Origin of the sequence: Streptomyces sp. NPDC051940 (genome assembly GCF_040680895.1) — a bacterium.
Classification (GTDB): domain Bacteria; phylum Actinomycetota; class Actinomycetes; order Streptomycetales; family Streptomycetaceae; genus Streptomyces.
This window is the reverse complement of sequence record NZ_JBFAXR010000022.1, coordinates 43,366-68,003: the sequence shown is the minus strand read 5'-3', so window position 1 is coordinate 68,003 and position 24,638 is coordinate 43,366. Positions and strand designations below refer to the sequence as shown.

Sequence of the window (24,638 nt, the reverse complement as noted above, 5' to 3'; positions counted from 1 at the left end):
GCTCAGGACAGCGTGTCGGCCGCCGTCGCCGAGCTGTCGCGCAGGAACGTGGTGCAGCGCTCGTACTCCTCCTTCTCCCCGATCGCCCCCGCCGCCCGGGCGAGAGCGTGCAGGGAGCGCAGGAAGCCGCGGTTCGGCTCGTGCTCCCACGGCACCGGTCCGTGGCCCTTCCAGCCGTTGCGGCGCAGCGCGTCGAGGCCGCGGTGGTAGCCGGTGCGGGCGTAGGCGTACGACTCGACGGTCCGGCCGCCCTGGAAGGCGTCGTCGGCCAGCTGGGCCCAGGCCAGGGAGGACGTCGGGAACTTGGCGGCGACCTCCGCAGGGTCGGCCCCGGCCGCGAACAGCTCACGCGGGCCGGGCTCGTCGGGGAGGTGGGTGGGGGGTGGTCCGGCAAGCAGGTTCTCGTTGATGGACATGGCCCCCAGCCTACGGCGGGCCACCTGACGGCAGGACGTACGAAGGGCCCGGCACCCACCGGGTGCCGGGCCCTTCGTACGTCACGGGACTACTTGAGCTTCGTGCCCGTCGAGCGCAGGTCCGCGCAGGCCACGATGACCCGCTCGGCCATCGACTGCTCGGCGGCCTTGCCCCAGGTGCGCGGGTCGTAGGTCTTCTTGTTGCCGACCTCGCCGTCGACCTTCAGGACGCCGTCGTAGTTCTGGAACATGTGCGCCGCCACCGGGCGGGTGAAGGCGTACTGGGTGTCCGTGTCGATGTTCATCTTCACGACGCCGTTCTCCAGGGAGGTGGCGATCTCCTCCTTGGTGGAGCCCGAGCCGCCGTGGAAGACGAAGTCGAACGGGCTGCTCTTGCCGTACTTGGCGCCGACGCCCGCCTGGAGGTCCTTCAGCAGCTCGGGGCGCAGCACGACGTTGCCCGGCTTGTACACGCCGTGCACGTTGCCGAAGGAGGCGGCCAGCAGGTAGCGGCCCTTCTCGCCCAGGCCCAGGGCCTCGGCGGTGCGCAGCGCGTCGTCGACGGTGGTGTACAGCTCGTCGTTGATCTCGTGGGTGACGCCGTCCTCCTCGCCGCCGGTCGGGGTGATCTCGACCTCGAGGATGATCTTCGCGGCGGCGGTGCGGGCGAGCAGCTCCTGGGCGATGGCCAGGTTGTCGGCGAGGGTCTCGGCGGAGCCGTCCCACATGTGCGACTGGAACAGCGGGTTCAGGCCCTTGGCCACGCGCTCCTCGGAGACGGCCAGCAGCGGGCGGACGTAGCCGTCCAGCTTGTCCTTCGGGCAGTGGTCCGTGTGCAGCGCCACGTTCACCGGGTACTTCTCGGCGACGATGTGCGCGAACTCGGCCAGGGCGACGGCGCCGGTGACCATGTCCTTGCTGTACTGGCCGCCCAGGAACTCCGCGCCGCCGGTCGAGATCTGGACGATGCCGTCGCTCTCGGCCTCGGCGAAGCCGCGCAGCGCGGCGTGCAGCGTCTGCGTGGAGGTCACGTTGATGGCCGGGTAGGCGAACTTGCCAGCCTTCGCCCGGTCGAGCATCTCGGCGTAGACCTCGGGGGTTGCGATGGGCATCTGTCCGCTCCTTGGGGATGTGCGGGGTTTCTACCGTTGAGGGGCGACATCATCGTCGGTGCCGCCCCTATATTCCCAGATGTACGGGGGAGGTCCAGACGTCGGTCCGGACGTCAGTCCAGGCCCAGCTCGTCCAGCCCGAACGCGTACCGGTAGGGCACGCCCGCACCCTGCTCGATCTTCTCCGCGGCACCCGTCGCGCGGTCCACGATCGTCGCCACCGCGACGACCTCCGCGCCGGCCTCGCGGACCGCCTCGACGGCCGCCAGCGGCGAGCCGCCGGTGGTGGAGGTGTCCTCGACGACGAGCACGCGGCGGCCCTTGATCTCCGGCCCCTCGACGCGCCGCTGCAGGCCGTGCGCCTTGGCCGCCTTGCGTACGACGAAGGCGTCCACGTGCTTCCCGCGGGCCGCCGCGGCGTGCAGCATCGCGGACGCGACCGGGTCGGCGCCCATGGTCAGGCCGCCGACGGCGTCGAAGTCCAGGTCCTCGGTCAGGTCGAGCAGCACCTGGCCGACCAGCGGGGCGGCCTGCCCGTCGAGGGTGATGCGGCGCAGGTCGACGTAGTAGTCGGCCTCCTTGCCGGAGGAGAGGGTCACCTTGCCGTGCACCACGGCCTTGTCCTTGATCTGCTGCAGCAGTGCGGCGCGGGGGTCAGTCATGCCCTCGACCCTATCCGCTGTCCGCACCGACGCCGCCTCAGCCGGCCAGCCGCCGCCAGGTCCACGTCATCGACGCCTCCAGCGGGTCGATCGGGGTGACGAGCCGGGGCAGGGTGTTCAGCCCGTTCGGCGGGCCGGTCTGCGGCTCCACGCAGACGGCCTCCGCCTGCTCGTCGTACACGACGACCCACTCCTCGCGGCTGCTGACCTTCAGCTCCAGCGCGCCCGGCCAGGTCAGGGTGACGTCGACGCCGTACGGCATGCCGAAGCAGTCGTCCCACGGGCCGGGCAGCGGCTCGATGCGCTCGCCGGTCGGCAGATGGTCGGCGCCGCGCTCCTCCTGCCACGCGGGATCGAACGCGATCTGGACCTCGCCCCCGAGGCCCAGCGAACGCCGGAACCACGGATGCCAGCCGGCCTGCGCCGGGAACGACACCCCGGCGGTCTCCACGCCCAGCGTGACGGTCAGCGCCCCGCCGTCCTCCGCCAGCTCGAACTGCTGGGTGACGGTCCCCTCGTACGGCCAGGGGTCGCCCAGCCGGTACGCGAACACGGCGGTCAGCGCCGGGTCGCCGGTGGCGGGCAGCCTGCGCCAGGGGACGTCGCGGCCCGTGCCGTGGCTGGCGTGGGGCGGCGCGTTCAGCGGCATCTGGTACGTCGTGCCGCCCGCCTGGAACCGGCCCTGGTCGATCCGCCCGCACCAGGGCACCATCGGGAAGCTCCCGAACTTCGGCCCCTCACGCAGCACTTCGATGTCGTCCACCAGAAGCGATGCGATCCGGCAGCCGTTCTCCGGGTCGATGTCGACGATGGCCGCCCCGGCCTCGAGTCGTGTGGTCACCCGGCGAGCGTAGACGGCCCGGACCGGTGCGGCGACCGGGACATCCCGGGCCGCGGCGGTCAGCGGCGGCGCAGCCTGCGTACGACGACGACCGCCGTCGCGACGGCGAACGCCGCGACGGGGGCCGCCCAGCGCAGCCGGGCGACGCCGGAGCCGGTCTCGGCGGCGGGCTCGGGGGCGTAACGGCCGCGCGGCGGCGCGTGGTCGACCTCCTCCGTCGACCGGCCGATCATCGTCCGGCGGGCGTGCGCGGCCTCCGGCTCGTCGTCGAGGTCGGTGACGTCCTCGATCTCCTCGATGACCTCGGGGCCGGTGTCCTCCTCCTCGGTGAGGTCGTCGGCGAGGGGGTCGAGGGAGGGCGGGGGGACCTCGGTCTCGAAGACGGACGCGGACTCGTCGTCCGGGCCGCCCTGCTCGGGCTGCTCCTCGGCGGCGGCGTCGGGGCGGGGGCGGTCGGGGGCGGGGATGCCGGGGATGACGCGCTCGTTGTCGTCGGGGGCGGCTTCGGGCCACTCGGGGGCTTCGGGCCCGGCAGCTTCCGGCTCGGAACCGGCCTCCGGCCCGACGGGGGCTTCGGGCTCCGGGGCGGCCTCCGGCTCGACGGCGGTTTCCGGCTCCGGGGCGGCTCCCGGCTCGTCCGCCGGCGGGTTCGCCTCCAGGCTCGCGCCCAGGCTCTCGGCGAACCGTTCCAGCAGCCGCACGGCCGCGGCCTGCGCCTGCCCCGGGTCGACCGCCGCGAGCCGGCCCTCGCTGAGCACGGTGCCCGCGCAGCCGAGCGCTGTTCCGCCGTCCGTGGGCCGGGGCGTGAGGGCCAGGGTCAGCTTCACCGTGCCGGTGCCGCGGGCCTCCGTGCCCTCGCCCTCCACGGCGACCCCGTCGCCCTGGGGGTGGATCCGCAGGCCGCCGCGGTAGGTGATGGTGGAGCCCGCGATACGCAGGCGGAGCCGCCCCTGCAGGCTGTCGCCCCCGGCGTCCAGCTGGAGGCCGGGGATGCAGCGGGCGACCCGGGCCGGGTCGGTCAGGGCTCGGCGGACCGTCGCGACGGGATACGGGACGTACACCTCTTGCTCCATGGCGGGAGCCTACCGAGGCTCGCGCGTCCCAGCACCGGTGCGGCTCCCGCGGGGGCGGCCGAACAGATTCCGTGGGCTTCGCCCTCAGCCCCCGGGCCAGGGTGGTCGCGTGAGCACCCGACTTCGGCGAATGCCGCAAACCGAGCATGTTAGACATTTCCCATGACATCCCCGCCGGCGGACGCCGCCGTACCGGTCCGGCCGCTGCTGCGCGCGGCGCTCGCGCGGCCGGGCCTGCTGCCGGAGCTGCTGGCCGGTTTCGCCGTACGGCACATGGGCCCGCCCGCGGCCCGTTCCGTCGCCGCGCTGCGGGAGGGGCAGCCCGGAGCGACCCCTGCGGAGCTGCGTACGAAGGTGGTGTCCTCGGGGACGCGCCGCACCGTCGCACAGGGGGCGTTCGTCGGGGGTCCGTTCCTCGTGTTCATCCCCGTCGCGTTCTGTCTGGCGCTGCTCAGCCAGGCCCGGATGATGCTGGAGCTCGCCGCGCTGGACGGCCGGGACGCCACCGACATGGAGCGGGCCGCGGAACTCCTCGTGCTGCAGGGCGTGTACGCCGACGAGGACCGGGCCCGGGCGGCGCTGGCCGATCTACCGACCGAGGACGGAAGGCCCCCCGGATCCCGGACGCGCGCCCTGTGGGACCTCGTCCTGCGTATGGCGCGCCTGCTGGGCCTCATCACCCCCGCGCGCTCCGGCACCTGGGTCCGGATCCGGCAGTGGGCGCTTCTCGTGCTGGTCGTCGCGACGGGCATGGTGGCCCCGCTGGTGTGGCTGCCGTACATGGCGCACTCGTACCGGCGCTCCACGAAGCTGGTGACGGACCGCGCCGTGCCCTACTACTTCGGCACGGGTCCGCAGCCGCCGGCCCGCCGCCGGGGGCTCGATCCGGCCGCCGTCGCGGGGGCGCTCAGGGCGGTGGTCTCGCTGCTCGTCCCGATCGCGCTGACCGTCGTCACGCTCGCCACCGGCAGCCGGCTCGCGGGCAGCCAGTGGCCGGTGCTGGCACTCGTGCTGTTCGCGGGGTCCGTCGCCACCGGCGGCCTCTGGTACGCCCACCACCGCCGGGCCCGCGCCGCCGGGGACGGGCCCTGACCGGCCCTCACCCCTGATACCGCGGATGCACCAGCGTCGAGGCCCGCAGTCCCCCCGGCCGCGGTCCCCGGCCGCGCACCGCGTCCCGCAGCGCGGCGGGCGTGATCCAGCGCACCTCGGGCAGGTCCGACGGGAGCCGCACCCGCGGAGCGGCACCGTGGGCGGCCAGCAGGAAGCCCCAGTCGCCCGCCCGGTCGCGGAACATCCCGCGGTCACCGCCGGGGACCGCCCCGCGCCCCGGCACCCGGTACCCCGCCGCCCGCAGGCCCGCCGCCCGGACCGTCGCGTCCACCGTCCAGAACACCCGGGGCCGCGCCCGCAGCGCGCCCGCGTGGACGCTGAGCCGGCCGCCGGGGGCGAGGGCCTGGGCCGCCAGTCCGTAGAACTCCTGCGAGTACAGCTTCACGCTCGGCGTGATCACCGGATCGGGCAGATCCGAGATGATCACGTCGTACGAACCGGGCCGCGCGGACCGCCGCAGCCAGTCGAAAGCCTCCGTGTACCGGACGTGCAGCCGCGGATCGCCGTAGACCTTGCCGTTCAGGGCGGAGAGCCCGGGATCCGTGCGGGCCAGCCGCACCACCTCGGGATCGATCTCGACCACCGTCACCGACCGCACGTCGGGGTAGCGCAGCACCTCGCGCGCCGCGAGCCCGTCGCCGCCGCCCAGGATCAGCACCCGCGCGCGGGGTCCGGCCATCGCGGGGTGGACGAGGGCCTCGTGGTAGCGGTACTCGTCGCGCTCGCTGACCCGCAGCCGGCCGTCGAGGTACAGCGCGAGGGGCTGCCCGGCCCGCCCGGTGAGGACGATCTCCTGGACGTCGCTCTGTAAGGCGACCCGCACCTCGTCGCCGTACACCGCCCGGCGCGCCGCCTGTTCGAAGGGCGCCGCGAGCACCATGGCGGCGATGAGCGCCGCCAGCACCAGCGAGTTGCCCGCGATCACGGCGTACCGCGCCCGCGGGGTGAGGTCGCGGCGGAAGAGCCACAGCACGACCGTGCCGCCGACGGCCGCGTTGACCGCCCCGGTGACCAGCGCGCTGGTGATCTGGCCCAGCCAGGGCAGCAGCAAGAAGGGGAACGCCAGCCCGCCGACCAGCGCCCCGACGTAGTCCGCGGCGAAGAGGTCGGCGACCGCCCCGCCCGCGTCCTGGCGCCGGATGCGCTGAATCAGCGTCATCAGCAGCGGCACCTCGGCGCCGATGAGGACGCCGATGGCCAGGGAGAAGGCGACGAGCGCGACCCGCGGCTGCCCCACCCAGGCGAAGCACGCGTACAGCGCCATCGCCGACAGCCCGCCGACGAGGGCGAGTCCGCTCTCCATCAGCCCGAACGCGGCGGCGGCGCGCGGGCGCAGCCGCTTCGCCAGCAGCGAGCCCGCGCCCATCGCGAAGACCATGACGGCCAGGACCACCGACGCCTGGGTGACCGAGTCGCCGGCCAGATACGAGGCGAGGGCGATGAGTTCGAGTTCGTAGATCAGTCCGCACGCCGCACAGATGAAGACCGTGACCAGGACCAGCAGGCGGCCGGTGGCCGGGCGCACGGGAAGCCGCTGCCGCGGTACGGCATATGCCGAGATCTCGGGCCGTTCGATCATGCAACGAACGATACGGTTACGGCCGTGTCGTCCCTTGTCACCCACAAGGGTGCGATGTGCGCGGCGCATCGACGAGTTGGCGCACGCCGGGGCACTCAGACGGGTTCCGCCACCCGTACGCCCACCCGTGAGCGGGTGGTGACGAGCCGCCCCTCCTGGGGGTACGCGTGCCAGGTCCGCCAGGCCAGCCGTCCCCAGGACGGCCCGTCCACGCCCTCGCCGCGGTCCTGCCGGTGCGCCAGCAGCGCGGTGAAGGCGTACGGACTGCCGGGGAACACCCCCGCCAGACCGTGCGGATGCTCCGCGACCAGGGCCAGCAGCTCCTGGGCGCGGACCTCGAAGGCGGACGGGGCGAGGGTCTCGACGCGCGCGCCGAACTCGTACTCCCAGTCGCCGAGCTGCTTGGCCACCCCCAGCGGCAGCGGTGTGCTGCTGCCGGGCAGACAGGCCACGGTCTCCGAGCAGCGCCCGTCCGAATCCTCCACCAGCACCTGGTGGGAGGCGCCGAGCAACCGCAGCTCCACCTCGGTCCGATCGAGGCGCAGCGGGAGGACGGCGAGGGCCGGGAGCGGCTCCATACCGAGCCGCCAGGCCAGATCGGCGGCACGGGTGTCGGTGTAAGAGGTCTGGAGAGTGGTGAGCATGGGTCGGCTCCACTGACGCGGTACTGGATGGGCCGGCCCGCCTCACAGGTGGACCTGGGATGTGGGGGCGCGGGCGGTTCCGACTGACACAGAACCATGAAGTGACAGGCACCCACAGCCGTTTTACCCATCTTCACCAGGTTTCCATCCCCCCGGGGACCCCACTGTTCACTTGTTCAACAGATTGTCGCCTCGCGCCCGTTTGGTGACGCGAGGCGACCGTTTACGTATGTGTCTGACAGGCTCACTCGGTCAATGGCTTCGGATGCGCACTCGTGTGTCAGCTGCCGCCACCGCAGCCGCCCCCGCCCCCGCAGCCTCCGCCGCCGCACGAGGACGAGCCGCCGCACGACGAGCCGCCGCCGCAGCCGCCCCCGCCGGAGCCGCCGGAGCCCCAGCCGCGGTGCCTGCGCCGGGCGCCGGTCCGGGCGCCCGACTTGCCGATGGCGACCATGATGGCGAGTACGATTGCGATGCCGAGGATCAGGAACAATCCGGCCATGGCCGTCCCCCCTTCTCACTGAACGGGCCCCTCGCGGGCTCCGGTTCTGCGGGGATGCCCTCGCCGCCGCCTCCGCAAAGCGGATTTGAGCAACTCCAGAGCTTCGCCCGCCTTCGCGCCGGGCCGGCGTCGCTAGGACGACGAGCTGCCGCAGGACGAGCCGCCGCCGCAGGACGAGGAGCTGCCCCCGCAGGACGAGGACCCGCCCCCGCACGATGACGACCCGCCACCGCACGACGAGGACCCGCCACCGCAGGACGACGACCCGCCCCCGCACGACCCGTGGTCGCCCCAGTGCCCGCCGCCGCTGTGCGGGTCGTACGGGAAGTAGCCGGGGTCGCCGGGGTGGGAGTCCGAGCGGTGCACGTAGCCGCCCCGGGGACGCCCGCCGCGGTACGGCCCGCCCGGGCCGCGCGGCCGGCGCCGCGCGGTACGCCTCGCCTGGCGTACGAGGAGCACGACCACCACCACCGGCACCGCGAACATCAGCAGCGTGAACCCTCCGATGATCACCAGATCCGTGGTCCCCAGCGCGCTGGTCATCCCCGCCTCCGATCCCCGCCCCCCGGCGGTTTCGAGACCTGCCCCGATGATGGCTTGACGCCCCACCCGGGGGCTACGGTTGCGCGCATGGAAAGACCGCTGCTCAACCGCCGGCTCGCGGAGTTCACCAGCACGATCTTCGCCGAGATGTCAGCGCTCGCCGTTCGGACAGACTCGATCAATCTCGGTCAGGGCTTCCCGGACACCGACGGCCCCGACCAGATCATCGACGCCGCCGTACGGGCGCTGCGCGCGGGTCAGGGGAACCAGTACCCGCCCGGCCCCGGCGTCCCCGAGCTGCGCCAGGCGATCACGGACCACCAACGCCGCCACTACGGCCTCGACTTCGATCCCGACCGCGAGGTGCTGGTCACCGCGGGCGCCACGGAGGCGATCGCCGCGGCGGTGCTCGCGCTGGTCGAGCCCGGCGACGAGGTGATCGCCTTCGAGCCGTACTACGACTCGTACGCCGCGTGCGTCGCGATGGCGGGCGGCGTCCGCGTCCCGGTGACGCTGCGGGCGCCGGACTTCCGCCCGGACCTGGACGAGCTGCGGGACGCCGTCACCCCCCGCACCCGGCTGCTGCTGATCAACTCGCCGCACAACCCGACCGGCATGGTGCTGACGCGCGCCGAGGCCGAGGCGATCGCGCGGCTCGCGGTGGAGCGCGATCTGCTGGTCGTGACGGACGAGGTGTACGAGCACCTGGTCTTCGACGGCGAGCACGTCCCGCTCATCTCCCTGCCGGGTATGCGCGAGCGCACCGTGTCCATCTCCTCCTCCGGCAAGACCTTCTCCTTCACGGGCTGGAAGGTCGGCTGGATCACGTCGTCGCCCGAGCTGGTCGCGGCGGTCCGCGCCACCAAGCAGTTCCTGACGTATGTGAGCGCCGGGCCCTTCCAGTACGCCATCGCCGAGGCGCTCAGCCTGCCCGACAGCTACTTCACGACCCTCCGCGAACGCCTTCGCACCAAGCGCGACATCCTCGCGGGCGGTCTCGTCGACGCGGGCTTCGAGGTGTACCGCCCGCAGGGGACGTACTTCATCACCACGGACGCCGGCCCGCTGGGCGAGAAGGACGGCCTCGCGCTGTGCCGGCAGCTGCCGGAGCGCTGCGGGGTGGTCGCCGTGCCCAACGCGGTGTTCTACGACCACGAGGAGGCCGGCCGCAGCCAGGTCCGGTTCGCGTTCTGCAAACGCGATGACGTGCTACGGGAGGCCGCGAGGCGGCTGCGGCGGCTCGGCCCGGGGCCCGCGGCACAGACCTCGGCACAGTCGTCGCCCTAGATCGCAATTGGGGACTTCGGAATCCACTGATCCGTATTTCCCCGGCGGGCACGTCTGTTTGGGTTTTACGTCTTCTGCGAAATTGCCACAGAGGTATTCAGCAGAAACGTTCATGCGATCTTGTCCACAGGTATATCGTCCCTCCCACGAAGAACCTGGGAGGTCCTCGTGACAGATCATTGCGCCGTCAGCCCGGATCGAGAACGGGAAACGGTAATCGAACATTTTCGCAGCGAGATTAATGCGATTGTCGACGAGCATCAGGAGGGGCCTGAACTGGTCGACGCGCTGGTCCAGCTCGTACGGACCAGAGAGGAGTTGCACGGCGCCAGAGAGAGAGCCCAGCGGGCCTCCCTGGAGAGCTGCATGGCGGATCTGCGGTGGAAGGACTGCATGCTCGGGCAGGTCAGCTCCATCGCCGGCCGGCAGGTCATGATGACGGCCGCGAAGATGGCCGAACTCGAGCGGCACCGCAGCGTGGAGGCCGTACTCGGCGATCTCGCCGACGAGTTGCAGGTCACCGATCCCGGACTCGCCCGGCGGCTGACGGACGTGCTCGCGGTACCGGCGGCGAAGGGGGCCTCCCTGCGTCCGGTGGTGCTGGCCTTCGCGCCCGACAACCGGTGGTCGACGGGGTGGTTCATGCGGGCGGGCCAGGCGGTGCCGCAGGCGCTGCCCTTCGCGGGGTGGATGCTCCTCGCCCGGCCCGACCGGCCGGAGCAGCAGGTCGAGGCGTCGTTCCTCTGCCACGGCCGGGCGTGTTCACTGAGCGAACTGCAGTCGCTCGGTTTCGCGTTCCGCGGCCACAGCTGAGGGCCGCCACGTCACAGCCGCCCAGCGGCTGTCCCTTACGCCGGCACAGCCTCCGCTTTCCCGTGGGATTCCCGCGAACCGGCTGCTTCGGGGTCGGAAGCCGGGAGGGCGTCCCGCGGCGCGTCGAATAAGGGAAGACATGACCGAGTATTCGTTACACCCATCACTGCCCGCGTATGCGCCGGTCATCGCGCCGCCGGCGGTCCCGGGAACGGCCCGGGGGCCGGTCGCGGGGCGGGCGGCCCGACGGCGGTCGCACAGCAGGATCCGCGTGGCGCCGTTCGCGGTGCTGCTGGTCGTCGCCTACACGTTCCTCTTCGCGATCCCGCGGGCCGGCGCGTGGCACGCGTGCGGCGCCAGCCCCTTCCAGGCGCTGGTTCTGGCGGGCGGCTTCGAGTCCCCGAGCCTCACGGAGTGCGCGGCGCTCAAGTGGGGCATAGAGCGCTGACGGGGGACCTCGACCAACGACGTACGGACCGTACGGGACGTACGAACCAGGGACCCGGACCCGTCCCGGAAGCGCCGGCAGCGCTGGCCGACCGGACAGAACCTGGGAGATCCTCCGCAGACCAGCGCCCCGACGGAGCCCCTAGGAGGCCCACGATCAACGTAGCGGGTGGCGGTATTGGAGTGAATGCCACCGGCCCGTTCGGATGAAATTGGCATACCCGCCTTGCAATCCCGGCCGGTGCTCGGCTATCGCCCACCGGCCGGGAAAGGGGGTCACGCGCGGTCACGCGGGGGTACGCGCGGTCACACGCGGTCACGCCTCGTCGTCGTCGCCCTTGTCGTCGTCGGAGCGGTCGACCTCGGCGGTCAGGCCCAGGGTCTCGACGAGCCAGTTGTCGAACTCGACCGAGGCCCGCACCCAGCTCACCGTCGACTGCACGAAGTGCTCCAGGCTGACGCCCGTGCCGATCAGCATCTGGGCCTCGCCGATCAGGCGGACGGTGCCGTCGTCGTGGGTGTGGGTGTAGACCTTCGGCCACAGAGTGCGGCGGTTCCAGTCGTCGATGGACTCCAGGAGCGCCGGCTTGTTCTCGATCGCGTGCTCGCGGTCGTAGAAGGTCCGGACCGAGAAGACCTGCTGCTCCTTCTCGCCGCGGAACATGAAGTACGTGCGGAACTGCTCCCACGGCGCGGCGAGGTCGCCTTCGTCGTCGACGACGTACTTCAGCTCCATCTGCTCGAGAAGCTGCTTGACCAGGTCCTGGTCCGGGACGACCGGCCCCTGCGGGGCGGCCGGCTGCTGCTGGGGCTGGCCCCCGAAATTCGGAATCGAGGACGGGTCGATACTCACCGTGGATTTCCCTTCATAGCTTGCCGCCATCCTCCCCCATCCCGCCCGGTCCGTGGCAACCGGTACCGCTGCGCCCGCAGCGGAATCCCTGGCAGATCCCCTTGCGGGAAGTGGTGCCGGTCGCGCCGACCGGGTGTTCACGTGGCTGGTCGGCGTCGGCCTGAGGGCCGTCGACTTCGATCCGTTCGGGGACACCAGTGCGCCCATCGGCTGCGCTGAGGCCCTGGAGTGGGCGGACGCCCGGCTGCCGGCGAGTGCGTACGACGAGGACTGCGCCGAGTCCGGCGTGCTGGACACCGACCGGAGCGGAAGCTTCCGGATGGACCGGGACGAGGTGGAGACCTGGCTCCACCGGGAGCTCGGCGAGCTGATCCCGTGGGACTCGTGCCCCGCCGTGCCGACCGGCCACGGGGCCGCCGAGCCCGACCTCTGCCGGGCCGTCGACCCCGATACGGAGGCACCGTACGGGACCGACGGACCGCATTACGTCGAGGTCGCGGTGGTGGACGAGGACGCCGACACCGCCCTCGTCCGGTTCACCGCCTTCACCGTCTGACCCGCCGCTAGGCCGCGCGGCCCACCAGCAGGCCCTCCCCCGCGAGGTCGACGCGGACCGTGTCGCCGTCGCGGACCTCCCCCGAGAGGATCTCGCGGGCGAGCTGGTCGCCGATCGACGTCTGGACCAGGCGGCGCAGGGGGCGGGCGCCGTAGGCGAGGTCCGGGGAGTCGCCGGACGGCCGGCCGAGACGGGCCAGCCAGTCGAGCGCCTCGTCGCTGACCTGGAGGGTGAGGCGGCGCTCCGCGAGGCGGCGCTGGAGGTGGTCGATCTGGATCTGCGCGATACGGCGCAGCTCCGGACCGCCCAGGGCGTGGAAGACGACCTGGTCGTCGAGCCGGTTCAGGAACTCCGGGCGGAAGGAGCCGCGGACCGTCTCCAGGACGCGCTGCCTGCGCTGCTCGTCCGTCAGCGCCGGATCCACGAGGAACGTCGAGCCGAGGTTCGACGTCAGGATCAGGATCGTGTTGCGGAAGTCCACCGTGCGGCCCTGGCCGTCCGTGAGCCGCCCGTCGTCCAGGACCTGCAGCAGGATGTCGAAGACCTCGTGATGGGCCTTCTCCACCTCGTCCAGCAGCACCACCGTGTACGGCCGGCGCCGCACCGCCTCGGTGAGCTGGCCGCCCTCCTCGTAGCCGACGTAACCGGGAGGCGCGCCCACCAGCCGCGCCACCGAGTGCTTCTCGCTGTACTCCGACATGTCGATGCGGACCATGGCCCGCTCGTCGTCGAACAGGAAGTCGGCGAGGGCCTTCGCGAGCTCGGTCTTGCCGACGCCCGTCGGGCCGAGGAAGAGGAAGGAGCCCGTGGGGCGGTCGGGGTCGGAGATGCCCGCCCGGGAGCGCCGCACCGCGTCGGAGACGGCCCGTACGGCCTCGGTCTGGCCGATGAGTCGCTTGCCGAGCTCCTCCTCCATCCGCAGCAGCTTCTGCGTCTCGCCCTCCAGCAGCCGCCCGGCGGGGATGCCGGTCCAGGCGGCGACGACGTCCGCGATGTCGTCGGGCCCGACCTCCTCCTTGACCATGGTGTCCTTCTGGGCCTCCTGCTCGGCCTCGGACGCCTCCGCCAGCTCGCGCTCGAGCGTGGGGATCTCCCCGTACAGCAGCTTCGACGCCGTACCGAAGTCGCCGTCGCGCTGGGCGCGCTCCGCCAGGCCGCGCAGGTCGTCGAGGCGCTCCTTGAGCTCGCCGACACGGTTCAGGCCCTGCTTCTCCTTCTCCCAGCGGGCGGTCAGGCCCCGCAGCTCCTCCTCGCGGTCGGCGAGGTCCTTGCGCAGCTTCGCGAGGCGATCCCTGGAGGCGGCGTCGCTCTCGTTGGCCAGCGCCAGCTCCTCCATCTTCAGCCGGTCGACGGAGCGCTGGAGCTCGTCGATCTCGGTCGGGGAGGAGTCGATCTCCATCCGCAGCCGGGAGGCCGCCTCGTCGACGAGGTCGATTGCCTTGTCGGGGAGGAAGCGGGAGGTGATGTACCGGTCCGAGAGCGTGGCCGCGGCCACCAGCGCGGAGTCGGCGATCTGGACCTTGTGGTGCGCCTCGTACCGGCCCTTCAGGCCGCGCAGGATCGCGATGGAGTCCTCCACGGACGGCTCGGCCACCAGCACCTGCTGGAACCGCCGCTCCAGCGCCGGGTCCTTCTCGATCCGCTCGCGGTACTCGTCGAGCGTCGTCGCGCCGACCATGCGCAGCTCGCCGCGGGCGAGCATGGGCTTGAGCATGTTGCCGGCGTCCATCGCCGAGTCGCCGCCGGCGCCCGCGCCGACGACGGTGTGCAGCTCGTCGATGAACGTGATGATCTGGCCGTCGCTGTCCTTGATCTCGGCCAGCACGGTCTTCAGCCGCTCCTCGAACTCACCGCGGTACTTGGCCCCGGCGACCATGGCGCCGAGGTCCAGCGAGACGAGCCGCTTGTTCCGCAGGCTCTCCGGTACGTCGCCCTTGACGATGCGCTGGGCGAGCCCCTCCACGACGGCGGTCTTGCCGACACCCGGCTCGCCGATCAGCACGGGGTTGTTCTTCGTACGCCGGGACAGCACCTGGACCACGCGCCGGATCTCCGCGTCGCGGCCGATGACCGGGTCGAGCCTGCCCTCGCGGGCGGCCTCGGTGAAGTCCGTGCCGAACTTCTCCAGCGCCTTGTACGTGCCCTCGGGGTCCTGGCTGGTGACGCGCCGCCCGCCGCGGGCCTTGTCGAACGCCTCCTGCAGCTGCTTCGCGCCCGCGCCCTGCTTCTGCAGCAGCTCGGCGGTCTGCCCGCCCTTCGCGGCGGTCGCGATCAGCAGGTGCTCGGTCGACACGTACTGGTCGCCGAGCTCCCTCGCCCGCTTGGCGGCGTCCGCGATCACGGCGAGCAGATCCCGGCTGGCCTGCGGCGGGGACACGGTGGAGCCCTGCACGCTGGGCAGCCCGCCGAGGATGCGCTCGGCGCCGGAGCGCAGCGCGGCCTGGTCGGCGTCGACGGCGGCCAGGAGGTCCTGGATGTTCTCGTTGTCCTGGCCCTCGAGCAGAGCGAGCAGCAGATGCGCGGGCGTGATGTCGGGATGCCCCCCGTCCACGGCGCGGGTATTCGCCCCGCTGATCGCTTCCTTGCTCTTGTTGGTCAGCTCCGCGTCCACCGCTCCTCGCTTTCGCTCGTCCTGCGCTGTGTGTGCTGCTGCGCTGTCGTGCCACTGCGCTGCTCAACCTTAACTAACTTGAGCGTATTCCACTCAACCTTAGCGGATGGCGGAGGGTGGGGGATTCGTGGCCGGTTCTCGGTGCGGATCGCAGTGATTCTGCGGCCCCAAGGGGCCTTGCCGGGCGGAGCGGGAGGGGACGGCGCCATGGCGCCGCCCAGCGGTCGGCTCCGCTGGCGCTGCGCCGGTGCGAAGCGGGGCGGCTCCGCTGCGCTCCGCCGGGGTGTGTCGTCCGGTGGGCCGGTGGGGCTGCACCGGCTCCGCTGCGCTGCGCCGGCTGATGCGTAGCGAGCGGCTCCGCTGGCGCTCCGCCGAGGGGTGCCTACGACGACCGGTTGTCAGTGGACCGGCTCCGCTGCGCTTCGCCGGCAAAAGCGCACCTGCCGGCGCGACCGGCACCGCTCCAGCCCGTCCGGCGTTTGAGGACGAGGCGCGCAGCGCCGACCGCGTCAGCCGACGCAAGGCGACCCCCAAGCCCGTCCGGCGTCTGAGGACGAGGCGCGCAGCGCCGACCGCGTCAGCCGACGCAAGGCGACCTTCAGCCCGTCCGGCGTTTGAGGACGAGCGCCGCCAGGCGCGATCGGGGGGCCGGGGGCGGAGCCCCCGCAGCGGGACGGGACACGGACGCGGACGGCGCGCGGAGCGCCGTACGCTACGCCCCGTGGCGATCGACGTACGCAACCCCGACCCGGCCTACCGAGCCTTCTGGCAGGAGTGGCACCTGAGCACCCTCACAACGCACCGCGAGGACCGCACACCCCACGTGGTCCCCGTAGGGGTGACATACGACCCGGAGGCCGGCCTCGCCCGGATCATCACGAACAAGACCAGCCGCAAGATCGCGAACATCCTGGCCGCAGGGCCAGAGGGCGCGAGGGTCGCCGTCTGCCAGGTCGACAGAGGCCGCTGGGCGACCCTGGAGGGCATCGCGAGGGTGACGGCCGACCCGGCCGCCGTGGCGGAGGCGGTGCGCCGCTACGAGGAGCGCTACGGCCGCCGACCGTCCCCCAACCCGAACCGGGTGGCCGTCGAGATCACCCTGACGAAGGCGATGGGCCGGGCATAGGCCCGAAACCCGGACCCCGGAAGCAGGGCCCCGGAAACGCCTCTTCCCCTGGCACCGGGGGAACGCCAGGGGAAGGGCAACGGCGGTGCCATCGCTGACTGCAGCAGCGATGGCACCGCCGGCGTAGCGCCCAGGGCGACGGTGTCCGGGGGGAATCGCCCGTCAGGCGCAGTGGGGGGTGGAGGTGTGGGTCGGCAGGTCGGCCTCGGCGGCTTCGACCGACTGGGGCACCTCCTCGGTGAGGTTCACGAAGATCACGCCACACCGGATGACGCATCGGGCGGATCGTCCGGACCCACGGTGGTGGGCTCGTACATCACCGTCCTCGTCTCTGGTGATGGTGACCAGCCATCCGGAGATGACGACAGTCATGGAGTCGCCGGGGGTGGGGATCGCGGTGTCCAGGTCGACCGAGTGCCATCCCGATCGATCAGTCATCGTCGCCTCGTCCCTCTCCGACAACCTTCACGTTCCGATCACGGTTTTGGCGGCGCCGGCCCCCAGCCTGTATCCGCAAGGAACTCGTGTGACGGCTGGGACACGACTCCGCTCCCGACCACCACAAACGCTCCGAGGGCGAAGGCCAATGCAGCGAGCAAGGCCCCAGCCCTACGTACCGTCCTACTCACGGCCGATCTCACCTCGCTTGCTATGTCCCGGTCCCGCATATGAAAGATGACTCACGACACCGTGCACGCGCCACCGCAGCAGGGCATCATGTTCTTGCATTTCATAAGCCTGAGGGGGTGCAAATGGCTGCCAGTGGGGACATATCCGGGCATCCTCATGCGGCCGTCGAGTTGTGCCGAGCGGGCAGAACCGCGTATGCCGAAGCGCTCAGCACGGGAAGGATCGCCAGGTCCGCCACCGTCGACGCCCCCTGCCTCGTCGATCTCGACCTGCTCCACCCCGATCCCGCCGACGAGCAGTGGCTCATCCCCATGCCGCCGTCCGCCGCACTCGCCCAACTCCTCATCCCCATAGAGCGGGAGATACAGGAGCGGCGACGGCTCACCGTGGACCTCGCCGACACGTTCGAGCCCTTTCTGGCCATCACCGCGCGCGAGCAGCCCACCACGCACGTCATCAACGTCCTCGAGGGGTACGAACGCATCAACGCCGTGCTCGACCGCACGGTCGCCGCCTGCACGGAGGAAGTGCTGACCGTACAGCCGGGAAGCGGCCGCCAGCCGAGCACGTTCGACGCGGCACTGCGCCGGGACCGGCCGCTGCTCGACCGGGGGGTGCGCATGCGGACGCTCTATCAGCACACGGCCCGGCACACCCCGTCGACACTCGCCTACCTCGAGCTGGTGGGAAGCGAACGCATGGAGGTCCGAACCCTCGAGGAGATCATCGACAGGCTCATCATCATCGATCGGAAGGTCGCCTTCGTCCCGGCTCGCAGCGACCGCCAGATCGCCCTCGAGCTGCACCACCCGGGGCTCGTCGCCTATCTCGTGGGCGTCTTCGAGCAGTTCTGGCGGATAGCCGTCCCCTTCGGCGAGGAGATCCACTACGAGGCCAAGCGCGAGGGCATCACCGGCGTTCAGGTGAGCATCGCCAAGCTTCTGGTGGACGGTCTCGTCGACGAGGCCATAGCCCGCCGGCTGGGGATGAACGTCCGGACCTGCCGCTCCCACATAGCCAAACTCTCCGCCGCGCTCGGCAGTACGAGCCGTGCGCAGCTCGGCTATCTGATCGCGCGTTCAGGCATTCTCGACGAAAGCGTGTAGACCGTGCGGCAAGTCCTCGTCCAGGATCCTCGATTGGGCGATGAGGAAGCCCAACTGCGCGCGGTTGGCGCTGCCGAGCGCTCGGGAGAGCCGGGCGATGTGCCCCCGCACCGTCCGTACGTTCACTCCGAGACGGTCGGCGATGGCCGCGTCGGCGAGGCCGCCGGCCAGCATTCTGGCGATGTACCGCTGGACCGGCGACACCTGCTCGCCTCGCGCCCCGTACTCGACCGGTTCCCACAGGGGAGTGCCCAGGCGCCACAACACCTCGAAGCAGGCGCGCAGGACCTGGATGAACGGCGGATACCGGATCTCCAGCGCCTCCGAACGGTCGGTGGTCGCCGGAATGAAGGCGACGGCGTCGTCCACCACGATCATCCGCTCGATCACCGCGGGCATCGTGCGCACCTGCACCGCATAGCCCCGGATGCGCTCCTGGTAGGCCATCACCGAGGGGTTGAACCGCACGGCGTGCACATACAGCGTGCGCATGGACACGCCGCGCTCGAGGAGCTCGGTGTCACGGCTGAAGGCGCGTTCGAGAGCCGCGGGCGAAGCGCCCTTCGCGGTCGGCTGCATCGTCAGCATCTCCCGTGTGCACTCCGCCGCCGCGGCGTCGAGCCTCGCGTTGATCGGGCCGCTTCCCACGATCCGGCCCATCGGGAAACCGTCCGGTTCGCGCGGTCCCGAGTCGGCGAGGTCCTGCAGCTGAGCCTGGAGCCGGCTCATGCGCTCACGTCTGGCCCTGCCCTCCCGGGTCAGCAGCGTCACCAGTCCCACGACCGGCGGCATGGGCCTGGCAAGCCCCGGGTCGACGGCGTCCGGCTGCAGCAGGCCCGACGACCGCAGGCACGAGACCGGTTCGGCGGTCTCCCGGGAGACCGCCCCCTCCGTCAGTGCGCGAACGTAGAGAAGCCAGCCTTCGGGGCAGACTTCCGTTCCCGGATGCGAGTGCGGGCGTTGGGGGACAGCCACGGTCTCACTCCTCGTTATCGCCGGGAGCATGACATAGTCGCACCTTCAACTGCCACCATTTCCGTGAACCGACCACCACGCACTGTAGGCCCGACGGCCTGGCCGAGCCCGAACTACCCGACAAGAGACCGGAGTTCCAAGCAGTTGCCGCATTGAGTGCGGGTTTTACGCCGACAGAAGAGAATGCGCATGACCGCTGACGGATCCCACGAACCGCATCCCTGGCAGGACCTCTGCCGGCCGGGCAGGAACCTGTACGCCCAGGCCCTCGCCAAGAACGGCGTACGTCGGGAGGCGGCCCTCGCCGCACCCTGCGCGCTGGAGGCGCATCTGCTCGTCCCCGACGACCAGGACGGCGAACTGCTCCGCCCCGTCCCGCCCGGAGAGGCCCTGGAGCTCCTGATGAGCCGCAGCGAACGCGCTTATCTGCAGTACGCCGCGGACCTCGTGGGAGAGTTCCAGGCACTTCTGGGCCGGACGACACGCGTCCCGTCCGGCCTGCCGATCTTCACCGTCGCCGGCGTCGACCAGATCAACGAGCGACTCGACCACCTGGTGACGGAGGCCACCCACGAGCTGCTCACCATGCAGCCGGGCAGCCGCCGCCCGGCGGCGGTGCTCAGCACCGCCGTCGACCGGACGGTTCCGGCGCTGGAGCGCGGCGTCGTCATGCGCACCCTCTACGTGCACGCCGTACGCAACTCGCCCACCGTGCTCGCGTACCGGCAGCGCCTGGCCTCCTACCCCGTGCAGATCCGCACCGTCTACGAGGTCTTCGGGCGGATGTTCGTGGTGGACGACGAGGTCGCGATGCTCAGCGCGGCCGAGGACGACTCCGCGGCCCTGGAGATCCGGCACCCGCCCATCGTCAAGTTCCTGCGCCGCACGTTCGACGTGCTCTGGGAGCACGGCAAGCCCCTGGGCGGCCCCTTGGAGCGCGCCGCCGCGCGGGACGGGATCTCCCCCGTACAACTGCACATCGCCCGGCTCATGGTCGCCGGCAACGACGACCAGGAGATCGCCGCCCGCCTCGGCATCAACATCCGCACGGTCCGCGGGCACGTCGCCAAGCTCTCGGCCGCCCTCGGCAGCAACGGCCGGACCCAACTCGGCTATCTGCTGGCCGGCGCGGGTCTTCTCGACGGCGACGATCAGCTCCCCTGAGCCGCCGTCACCGCTTCGGCTTCGGCTTCCACACCACCAGCGCGCTGGTGGCCTGCACCTGGCGGTACGGCACCAGGTCCCGCCGGTACTGCGCCCGGACCTGGTCCTCGCGCTGCTGCATGACGTCCGCGACGCCGTCCAGCGTGGCCTCCAGCTCCGCCACGCGGGACTGCAGGGCGGCGACCTGGTTCTCCAGTTCGATGATGCGCTTGATGCCGGCCAGGTTGATGCCCTCGTCCTGGGAGAGGGCCTGGACCTGGCGCAGCAGGTCGATGTCGCGGGCCGAGTAGCGGCGGCCCCGGCCGGCCGTGCGGTCCGGGGAGACCAGGCCGAGGCGGTCGTACTGGCGCAGGGTCTGCGGGTGCAGGCCGGAGAGCTGGGCCGCGATGGAGATGACGTAGACGGGGGTGTCGTCGTTCAGCTCGTAGGGGTTGCGGCCCCGGCCGCCGCCCCCTGGCCTTCCTGGCGTCGTCATCTCATGCTCCCTTCGCGGCCTTGAACAGCTCAGCGCGCGGATCCTCGTCCTCGGTGGCCTTCTGGTAGGCCTCCAAGGTCTGCTGGGCCTTGTCGCCCAGCTCGGTCGGGACCGTGACCTCGACGGTCACCAGCAGGTCGCCGCGGGTGCCGTCCTTGCGCACCGCGCCCTTGCCGCGGGCGCGCATGGTGCGCCCGTTGGGCGTGCCCGGCGGCAGCTTCAGCTTCACCGGGGGGCCGCCGAGGGTGGGTACGGAGATCTCGCCGCCGAGCGCCGCCTCGGGGAAGGTCACCGGGACCGTCACCGTGAGGTTGTCGCCCTTGCGGCCGAAGACGGGGTGCTTGTCGACGTTCACCACGACGTACAGGTCCCCCGCGGGACCGCCGCGCTCACCCGGGCCGCCCTTGCCGCGCAGCCGGATCCGCTGGCCGTCGGCGACGCCGGCGGGGATGCGGACCTGCATGGTGCGCGAGGACTTGGCCCGGCCGGAGCCCTTGCAGACGTCGCAGGGGGTCTCGGCGATCAGGCCGCGGCCCTTGCAGTCCACGCACGGGTCGGTGAGGGAGAACCCGCCGCCCCCGCCCCGGGACACCTGGCCGGTGCCCAGGCAGGTGGGGCAGACGCGCGGGGTGCCGTTCTTGTCGCCCGTGCCGGCGCACGCCTTGCACGCGGCGGAGGACGACATCCGCAGCGGGACCGTGGCCCCCTCGACGGCCTCGTTGAACGACAGGGTGACCTCGGACTCGATGTCCTGGCCGCGCCGCGGCTGGGTACGGGTGCCCGTGCCGCCCCGGTTGAACAGGCCGCCGAACACGTCGCCCAGCCCGCCGCCGAAGCCGCCGGTGCCCCCGGCGCCGCCCGGCTGCCCGCCGAACAGGTCGCCGAGGTCGAAGTTGAAGTTGCCCGTGCCCCCCGCGCCACCGGGGCGGAAGCCCCCGTTGCCGAAGAGGGCGCGCGCCTCGTCGTACTCCTTGCGCTTCTTCGGGTCGCCGAGGACGTCGTTCGCCTCGGAGATCTCCTTGAAGCGCTCCTCGGCCTTGGCGTCGCCCTTGTTGGCGTCGGGGTGGTACTCCCGGGCCAGCTTGCGGTACGCCTTCTTGATCTCGGCCTCGGTCGCGTCCTTGGGGACGCCGAGGACCTTGTAGTAGTCCTTCTCGATGAAGTCCTTGGTGCTCATCCCCGGCGTCCCTCCTCCCGTACGCGCCGTCTGTTCACGTCAGCCCTCGTCCGGGCCACCGCTCTCCTCGTCCTTCGACGCCGGCTCGTCCTTCTTGTCCTCGGCCGGCTGCTCGGCCTTGGCGGTCGACTGCGAGACGCCCGGCTGCGGTTCGGCGACCGCCACCCGCGCCGGACGGATCGTGCGCTCGCCGATCCGATACCCCGGCTGCAGGATCTGCACGCAGGTCGTCTCCTCGACGTCCGGGGAGTACGAGTGCATCAGCGCCTCGTGCACCAGCGGGTCGAAGGGCTCGCCCTCCTTGCCGAACTGCATCAGGCCCATCTTCGCGACGACCGTCTCCAGCGACTCGGCGACCGACTTGAAGCCGCCGACCAGCTCACCGTGGTCCCGGGCCCGGCCGACGTCGTCGAGCACGGGGAGGAGCTCGGTGAGGAGGTTCGCCACCGCGACCTCCTTGACCGCGATGCGGTCGCGCTCCACCCGGCGGCGGTAGTTCTGGTACTCCGCCTGGAGGCGCTGCAGGTCCCGGGTGCGCTCGTCGAGCGCCTTGGTCACCTGGTCCATCCGGGCCGTCGCGGCAGGCGTGGCGCCCGCGTCCCCGGCCGGGGCCGCCTCCTCGGAGGCAGCCCCGGCGGCAGCTGCCGCTTCCTGAGAGGCGGCATCGGCGTCGGTGGGGACGTCGGACTTCTCGCTCTCGCTGAAGCCCTGGGTCTCCTCCGTCACGCGGCACCGTCCCGCTTGTCGTCGTCGACGATCTCGGCGTCGACGACATCGTCGTCGGCGGAGGCCTGGGCACCCGCGGCACCGGCGTCGGCACCGCCGGCGGCCGCGCCGGACGCCTGGGCGTCGGCGTACAGGGCCTGGCCCAGCTTCTGGCTGACCGTGGCGACCTTCTCGGTGGCCTCGCGGATGAGCGCGACGTCCTCGCCCTTCAGCTTCTCCTTGAGGTCCTCCACTGCGGCCTCGACCTCGGTCTTCACGTCACCGGGAACCTTCTCCTCGTTGTCCTTGAGGAACTTCTCGGTGGTGTAGACGAGCTGCTCGGCCTGGTTGCGGGTCTCGGCGGCCTCGCGGCGCTTGTGGTCCTCCTCCGCGTACTGCTCGGCCTCGCGCATCATGCGGTCGATGTCGTCCTTCGGCAGCGCGGAGCCGCCGGTGACGGTCATCTTCTGCTCCTTGCCGGTGCCGAGGTCCTTGGCGCCGACGTGCATGATGCCGTTCGCGTCGATGTCGAAGGTGACCTCGATCTGCGGGACGCCGCGCGGCGCCGGGGGCAGACCGGTCAGCTCGAACATGCCCAGCTTCTTGTTGTACGCCGCGATCTCGCGCTCGCCCTGGTAGACCTGGATCTGCACGGACGGCTGGTTGTCCTCGGCGGTGGTGAAGATCTCGGACCGCTTGGTCGGGATCGTCGTGTTCCGCTCGATCAGCTTGGTCATGATGCCGCCCTTGGTCTCGATACCGAGGGACAGCGGGGTGACGTCGAGCAGCAGGACGTCCTTGACCTCGCCCTTCAGGACACCGGCCTGCAGGGCGGCGCCGATGGCGACGACCTCGTCCGGGTTGACGCCCTTGTTGGCCTCCTTGCCGCCGGTCAGCTCACGGACCAGGTCGGCGACGGCGGGCATACGGGTCGAGCCGCCGACGAGCACCACGTGGTCGATGTCGCCGAGCGCGATGCCGGCGTCCTTGATCACGTTGTGGAAGGGGGTCTTGCAGCGCTCCAGGAGGTCCTGGGTGAGCTGCTGGAACTGCGCCCGGGTCAGCTTCTCGTCGAGGTGCAGGGGGCCCTCGGCGGAGGCGGTGATGTAGGGCAGGTTGATCGTGGTCTCGGTGGAGCTCGAGAGCTCGATCTTGGCCTTCTCGGCGGCCTCACGCAGGCGCTGGAGCGCCATCTTGTCCTTGCCGAGGTCCACGCCGTGGCCGTTGGCGAACTGCTTCACCAGGTAGTCGACGACGCGCTGGTCCCAGTCGTCACCACCGAGGTGGTTGTCGCCGTTGGTGGCCTTGACCTCCACGACGCCGTCGCCGATCTCGAGCAGCGAGACGTCGAAGGTGCCGCCGCCGAGGTCGAAGACGAGAATGGTCTGGTCGTCCTTGTCGAGGCCGTAGGCGAGGGCGGCCGCCGTCGGCTCGTTGACGATACGCAGGACGTTCAGACCCGCGATCTCGCCGGCCTCCTTGGTGGCCTGACGCTCGGAGTCGTTGAAGTACGCCGGGACGGTGATGACCGCGTCGGCCACCTTCTCGCCCAGGTACGCCTCCGCGTCCCGCTTCAGCTTCTGCAGGATGAAGGCGCTGATCTGCTGGGGGGTGAAGTCCTTGCCGTCGATGGACTGCTTCCAGTCCGTGCCCATGTGACGCTTCACGGAGCGGATGGTCCGGTCCACGTTCGTCACAGCCTGGCGCTTGGCGACCTCGCCGACGAGCACCTCACCGTTCTTCGCGAAGGCGACGACGGACGGCGTGGTCCTGGCGCCCTCGGCGTTGGTGATGACGGTGGGCTCACCGCCTTCGAGAACACTGACGACAGAGTTTGTCGTACCCAGGTCGATGCCGACCGCACGTGCCATTTCGCTATCCTCCGGATGCATTGCCCTTGAGCCTTGGTGGCTCAAGGGTGCCATGCGGGTTCTGTGGGGTCAAATGATGTGAGTTGACTCGGCTCATGTTTGTTGCGTTTTTGCAGGTGGGTGGCGGTTTCGCCGGCTGGCGCGGTCGGCGCTTCGCGCCTCGTCCTCAAGCGCCGGACGGGCTGGGATCGGTGCCGGTCGCGCTGCGAGCGTTCGGTCGTGCTGGCGCCTGCGGCGCGGTTCGGCGCTTCGCGCCTCAGTCCTCAAACGCCGGACGGGCTGGAATCGTGCCGGTCCCCGTCGGCCGACAGGTGCGGGCGCCGGCGCCACCCGCCCACCCGCCGACCCGCCAACCCG

At 71.4% G+C, this 24,638-nt stretch carries 24 protein-coding genes; 8 read left to right on the top strand and 16 right to left on the bottom strand.

The genetic code is table 11. From position 1 onward, the window contains the following. Window positions 1-2: 2 nt before the first annotated feature. From AB0M28_RS12080 to AB0M28_RS12060, 5 genes are all read right to left on the bottom strand, one after another. The gene (locus AB0M28_RS12080) at window positions 3-416 is read right to left on the bottom strand and encodes a DUF3151 domain-containing protein (protein WP_365401843.1); all 414 of its coding nucleotides are present in this window, start codon (window positions 414-416) and stop codon (window positions 3-5) included. Window positions 417-505: 89 nt separating this feature from the next. Next, window positions 506-1,528 carry a class II fructose-bisphosphate aldolase gene (gene fbaA / locus AB0M28_RS12075; protein ID WP_365401840.1) on the bottom strand — a complete coding sequence of 341 codons (1,023 nt, stop codon included), beginning with the start codon at window positions 1,526-1,528 and terminating at the stop codon, window positions 506-508. 113 nt (window positions 1,529-1,641) lie between these two features. Next, a complete protein-coding gene (gene pyrE / locus AB0M28_RS12070; protein ID WP_365401837.1) occupies window positions 1,642-2,190 on the bottom strand; it encodes an orotate phosphoribosyltransferase in 549 nt (182 codons plus the stop codon). A gap of 37 nt (window positions 2,191-2,227) precedes the next feature. Continuing rightward, window positions 2,228-3,031 carry an aldose 1-epimerase gene (locus tag AB0M28_RS12065; protein ID WP_365401834.1) on the bottom strand — a complete coding sequence of 268 codons (804 nt, stop codon included), beginning with the start codon at window positions 3,029-3,031 and terminating at the stop codon, window positions 2,228-2,230. Between the two features lie 59 nt (window positions 3,032-3,090). After that, window positions 3,091-4,104, bottom strand: coding sequence for an SRPBCC domain-containing protein (locus AB0M28_RS12060; RefSeq protein ID WP_365401831.1), 1,014 nt, complete (start codon window positions 4,102-4,104; stop codon window positions 3,091-3,093). Between the two features lie 162 nt (window positions 4,105-4,266). On the opposite strand from AB0M28_RS12060, the gene AB0M28_RS12055 reads away from it, so the two are divergent. Then, window positions 4,267-5,196, top strand: a complete 930-nt coding sequence (locus AB0M28_RS12055) for a hypothetical protein (RefSeq protein WP_365401828.1) — start codon at window positions 4,267-4,269, stop codon at window positions 5,194-5,196. 7 nt (window positions 5,197-5,203) lie between these two features. Here AB0M28_RS12055 and AB0M28_RS12050 read toward each other — a convergent pair whose 3' ends face one another. The 4 genes from AB0M28_RS12050 to AB0M28_RS12035 all read right to left on the bottom strand — a co-directional run bounded on the left by AB0M28_RS12050 (window position 5,204) and on the right by AB0M28_RS12035 (window position 8,485). Continuing rightward, the gene (locus tag AB0M28_RS12050; RefSeq protein WP_365401825.1) at window positions 5,204-6,796 is read right to left on the bottom strand and encodes a polyamine aminopropyltransferase; all 1,593 of its coding nucleotides are present in this window, start codon (window positions 6,794-6,796) and stop codon (window positions 5,204-5,206) included. Window positions 6,797-6,891: 95 nt separating this feature from the next. Continuing rightward, window positions 6,892-7,440: a DUF2617 family protein gene (locus AB0M28_RS12045; protein WP_365401822.1), complete on the bottom strand. Its 549-nt coding sequence runs from the start codon at window positions 7,438-7,440 to the stop codon at window positions 6,892-6,894. 280 nt (window positions 7,441-7,720) lie between these two features. Continuing rightward, entirely contained in the window at window positions 7,721-7,942 is a 222-nt protein-coding gene (locus AB0M28_RS12040; RefSeq protein WP_365401819.1) for a hypothetical protein, read from the bottom strand. A 132-nt stretch (window positions 7,943-8,074) separates the two neighbouring features. After that, window positions 8,075-8,485: a hypothetical protein gene (locus tag AB0M28_RS12035; RefSeq protein WP_365401816.1), complete on the bottom strand. Its 411-nt coding sequence runs from the start codon at window positions 8,483-8,485 to the stop codon at window positions 8,075-8,077. 87 nt (window positions 8,486-8,572) lie between these two features. On the opposite strand from AB0M28_RS12035, the gene AB0M28_RS12030 reads away from it, so the two are divergent. The 3 genes from AB0M28_RS12030 to AB0M28_RS12020 all read left to right on the top strand — a co-directional run bounded on the left by AB0M28_RS12030 (window position 8,573) and on the right by AB0M28_RS12020 (window position 11,033). Further along, on the top strand, window positions 8,573-9,772 hold the full coding sequence (locus tag AB0M28_RS12030) for a pyridoxal phosphate-dependent aminotransferase (RefSeq protein ID WP_365401813.1): 1,200 nt from the start codon (window positions 8,573-8,575) through the stop codon (window positions 9,770-9,772). A gap of 366 nt (window positions 9,773-10,138) precedes the next feature. Then, window positions 10,139-10,585, top strand: coding sequence for a hypothetical protein (locus AB0M28_RS12025; protein ID WP_365401810.1), 447 nt, complete (start codon window positions 10,139-10,141; stop codon window positions 10,583-10,585). Between the two features lie 271 nt (window positions 10,586-10,856). Next, on the top strand, window positions 10,857-11,033 hold the full coding sequence (locus AB0M28_RS12020; RefSeq protein WP_365401807.1) for a hypothetical protein: 177 nt from the start codon (window positions 10,857-10,859) through the stop codon (window positions 11,031-11,033). 315 nt (window positions 11,034-11,348) lie between these two features. On the opposite strand, the gene AB0M28_RS12015 is transcribed toward AB0M28_RS12020, so the two are convergent. Further along, on the bottom strand, window positions 11,349-11,885 hold the full coding sequence (locus tag AB0M28_RS12015; RefSeq protein WP_365401804.1) for a YbjN domain-containing protein: 537 nt from the start codon (window positions 11,883-11,885) through the stop codon (window positions 11,349-11,351). A 133-nt stretch (window positions 11,886-12,018) separates the two neighbouring features. Between AB0M28_RS12015 and AB0M28_RS12010 the strand changes: the two genes are divergently transcribed. Beyond that, the gene (locus AB0M28_RS12010) at window positions 12,019-12,441 is read left to right on the top strand and encodes a hypothetical protein (protein WP_365401801.1); all 423 of its coding nucleotides are present in this window, start codon (window positions 12,019-12,021) and stop codon (window positions 12,439-12,441) included. Window positions 12,442-12,448: 7 nt separating this feature from the next. Here AB0M28_RS12010 and clpB read toward each other — a convergent pair whose 3' ends face one another. After that, entirely contained in the window at window positions 12,449-15,052 is a 2,604-nt protein-coding gene (gene clpB / locus AB0M28_RS12005; RefSeq protein WP_365401798.1) for an ATP-dependent chaperone ClpB, read from the bottom strand. Window positions 15,053-15,773: 721 nt separating this feature from the next. On the opposite strand from clpB, the gene AB0M28_RS12000 reads away from it, so the two are divergent. Together AB0M28_RS12000 and AB0M28_RS11995 are read left to right on the top strand one after the other, a co-directional pair. Further along, window positions 15,774-16,178: a pyridoxamine 5'-phosphate oxidase family protein gene (locus AB0M28_RS12000; RefSeq protein WP_365401795.1), complete on the top strand. Its 405-nt coding sequence runs from the start codon at window positions 15,774-15,776 to the stop codon at window positions 16,176-16,178. 752 nt (window positions 16,179-16,930) lie between these two features. Continuing rightward, complete coding sequence (locus tag AB0M28_RS11995) at window positions 16,931-17,914, top strand: helix-turn-helix transcriptional regulator (protein ID WP_365401792.1); 984 nt, start codon at window positions 16,931-16,933, stop codon at window positions 17,912-17,914. Here AB0M28_RS11995 and AB0M28_RS11990 read toward each other — a convergent pair. Continuing rightward, on the bottom strand, window positions 17,888-18,889 hold the full coding sequence (locus AB0M28_RS11990) for a helix-turn-helix transcriptional regulator (protein ID WP_365401789.1): 1,002 nt from the start codon (window positions 18,887-18,889) through the stop codon (window positions 17,888-17,890). The genes AB0M28_RS11995 and AB0M28_RS11990 overlap by 27 nt on opposite strands. A 189-nt stretch (window positions 18,890-19,078) precedes the next feature. Here AB0M28_RS11990 and AB0M28_RS11985 point away from each other — a divergent pair, with 189 nt between their 5' ends. Continuing rightward, window positions 19,079-20,053, top strand: a complete 975-nt coding sequence (locus AB0M28_RS11985) for a LuxR C-terminal-related transcriptional regulator (RefSeq protein ID WP_365401786.1) — start codon at window positions 19,079-19,081, stop codon at window positions 20,051-20,053. A 7-nt stretch (window positions 20,054-20,060) separates the two neighbouring features. Here the strand turns inward: AB0M28_RS11985 and AB0M28_RS11980 are convergent, their stop codons facing one another. From AB0M28_RS11980 to dnaK, 4 genes are read right to left on the bottom strand one after another with little or no spacing between them, the layout of a single operon-like run. Further along, window positions 20,061-20,528 carry a helix-turn-helix domain-containing protein gene (locus AB0M28_RS11980; RefSeq protein WP_365401783.1) on the bottom strand — a complete coding sequence of 156 codons (468 nt, stop codon included), beginning with the start codon at window positions 20,526-20,528 and terminating at the stop codon, window positions 20,061-20,063. Between the two features lies 1 nt (window position 20,529). After that, window positions 20,530-21,705, bottom strand: coding sequence for a molecular chaperone DnaJ (gene dnaJ, locus AB0M28_RS11975; protein WP_365401780.1), 1,176 nt, complete (start codon window positions 21,703-21,705; stop codon window positions 20,530-20,532). A 39-nt stretch (window positions 21,706-21,744) separates the two neighbouring features. Then, complete coding sequence (gene grpE, locus AB0M28_RS11970) at window positions 21,745-22,431, bottom strand: nucleotide exchange factor GrpE (protein ID WP_365401777.1); 687 nt, start codon at window positions 22,429-22,431, stop codon at window positions 21,745-21,747. Then, entirely contained in the window at window positions 22,428-24,281 is a 1,854-nt protein-coding gene (gene dnaK, locus AB0M28_RS11965; protein ID WP_365401774.1) for a molecular chaperone DnaK, read from the bottom strand. The genes grpE and dnaK overlap by 4 nt, the downstream gene beginning before the upstream one ends. Between the last annotated feature and the right edge of the window lie 357 nt (window positions 24,282-24,638).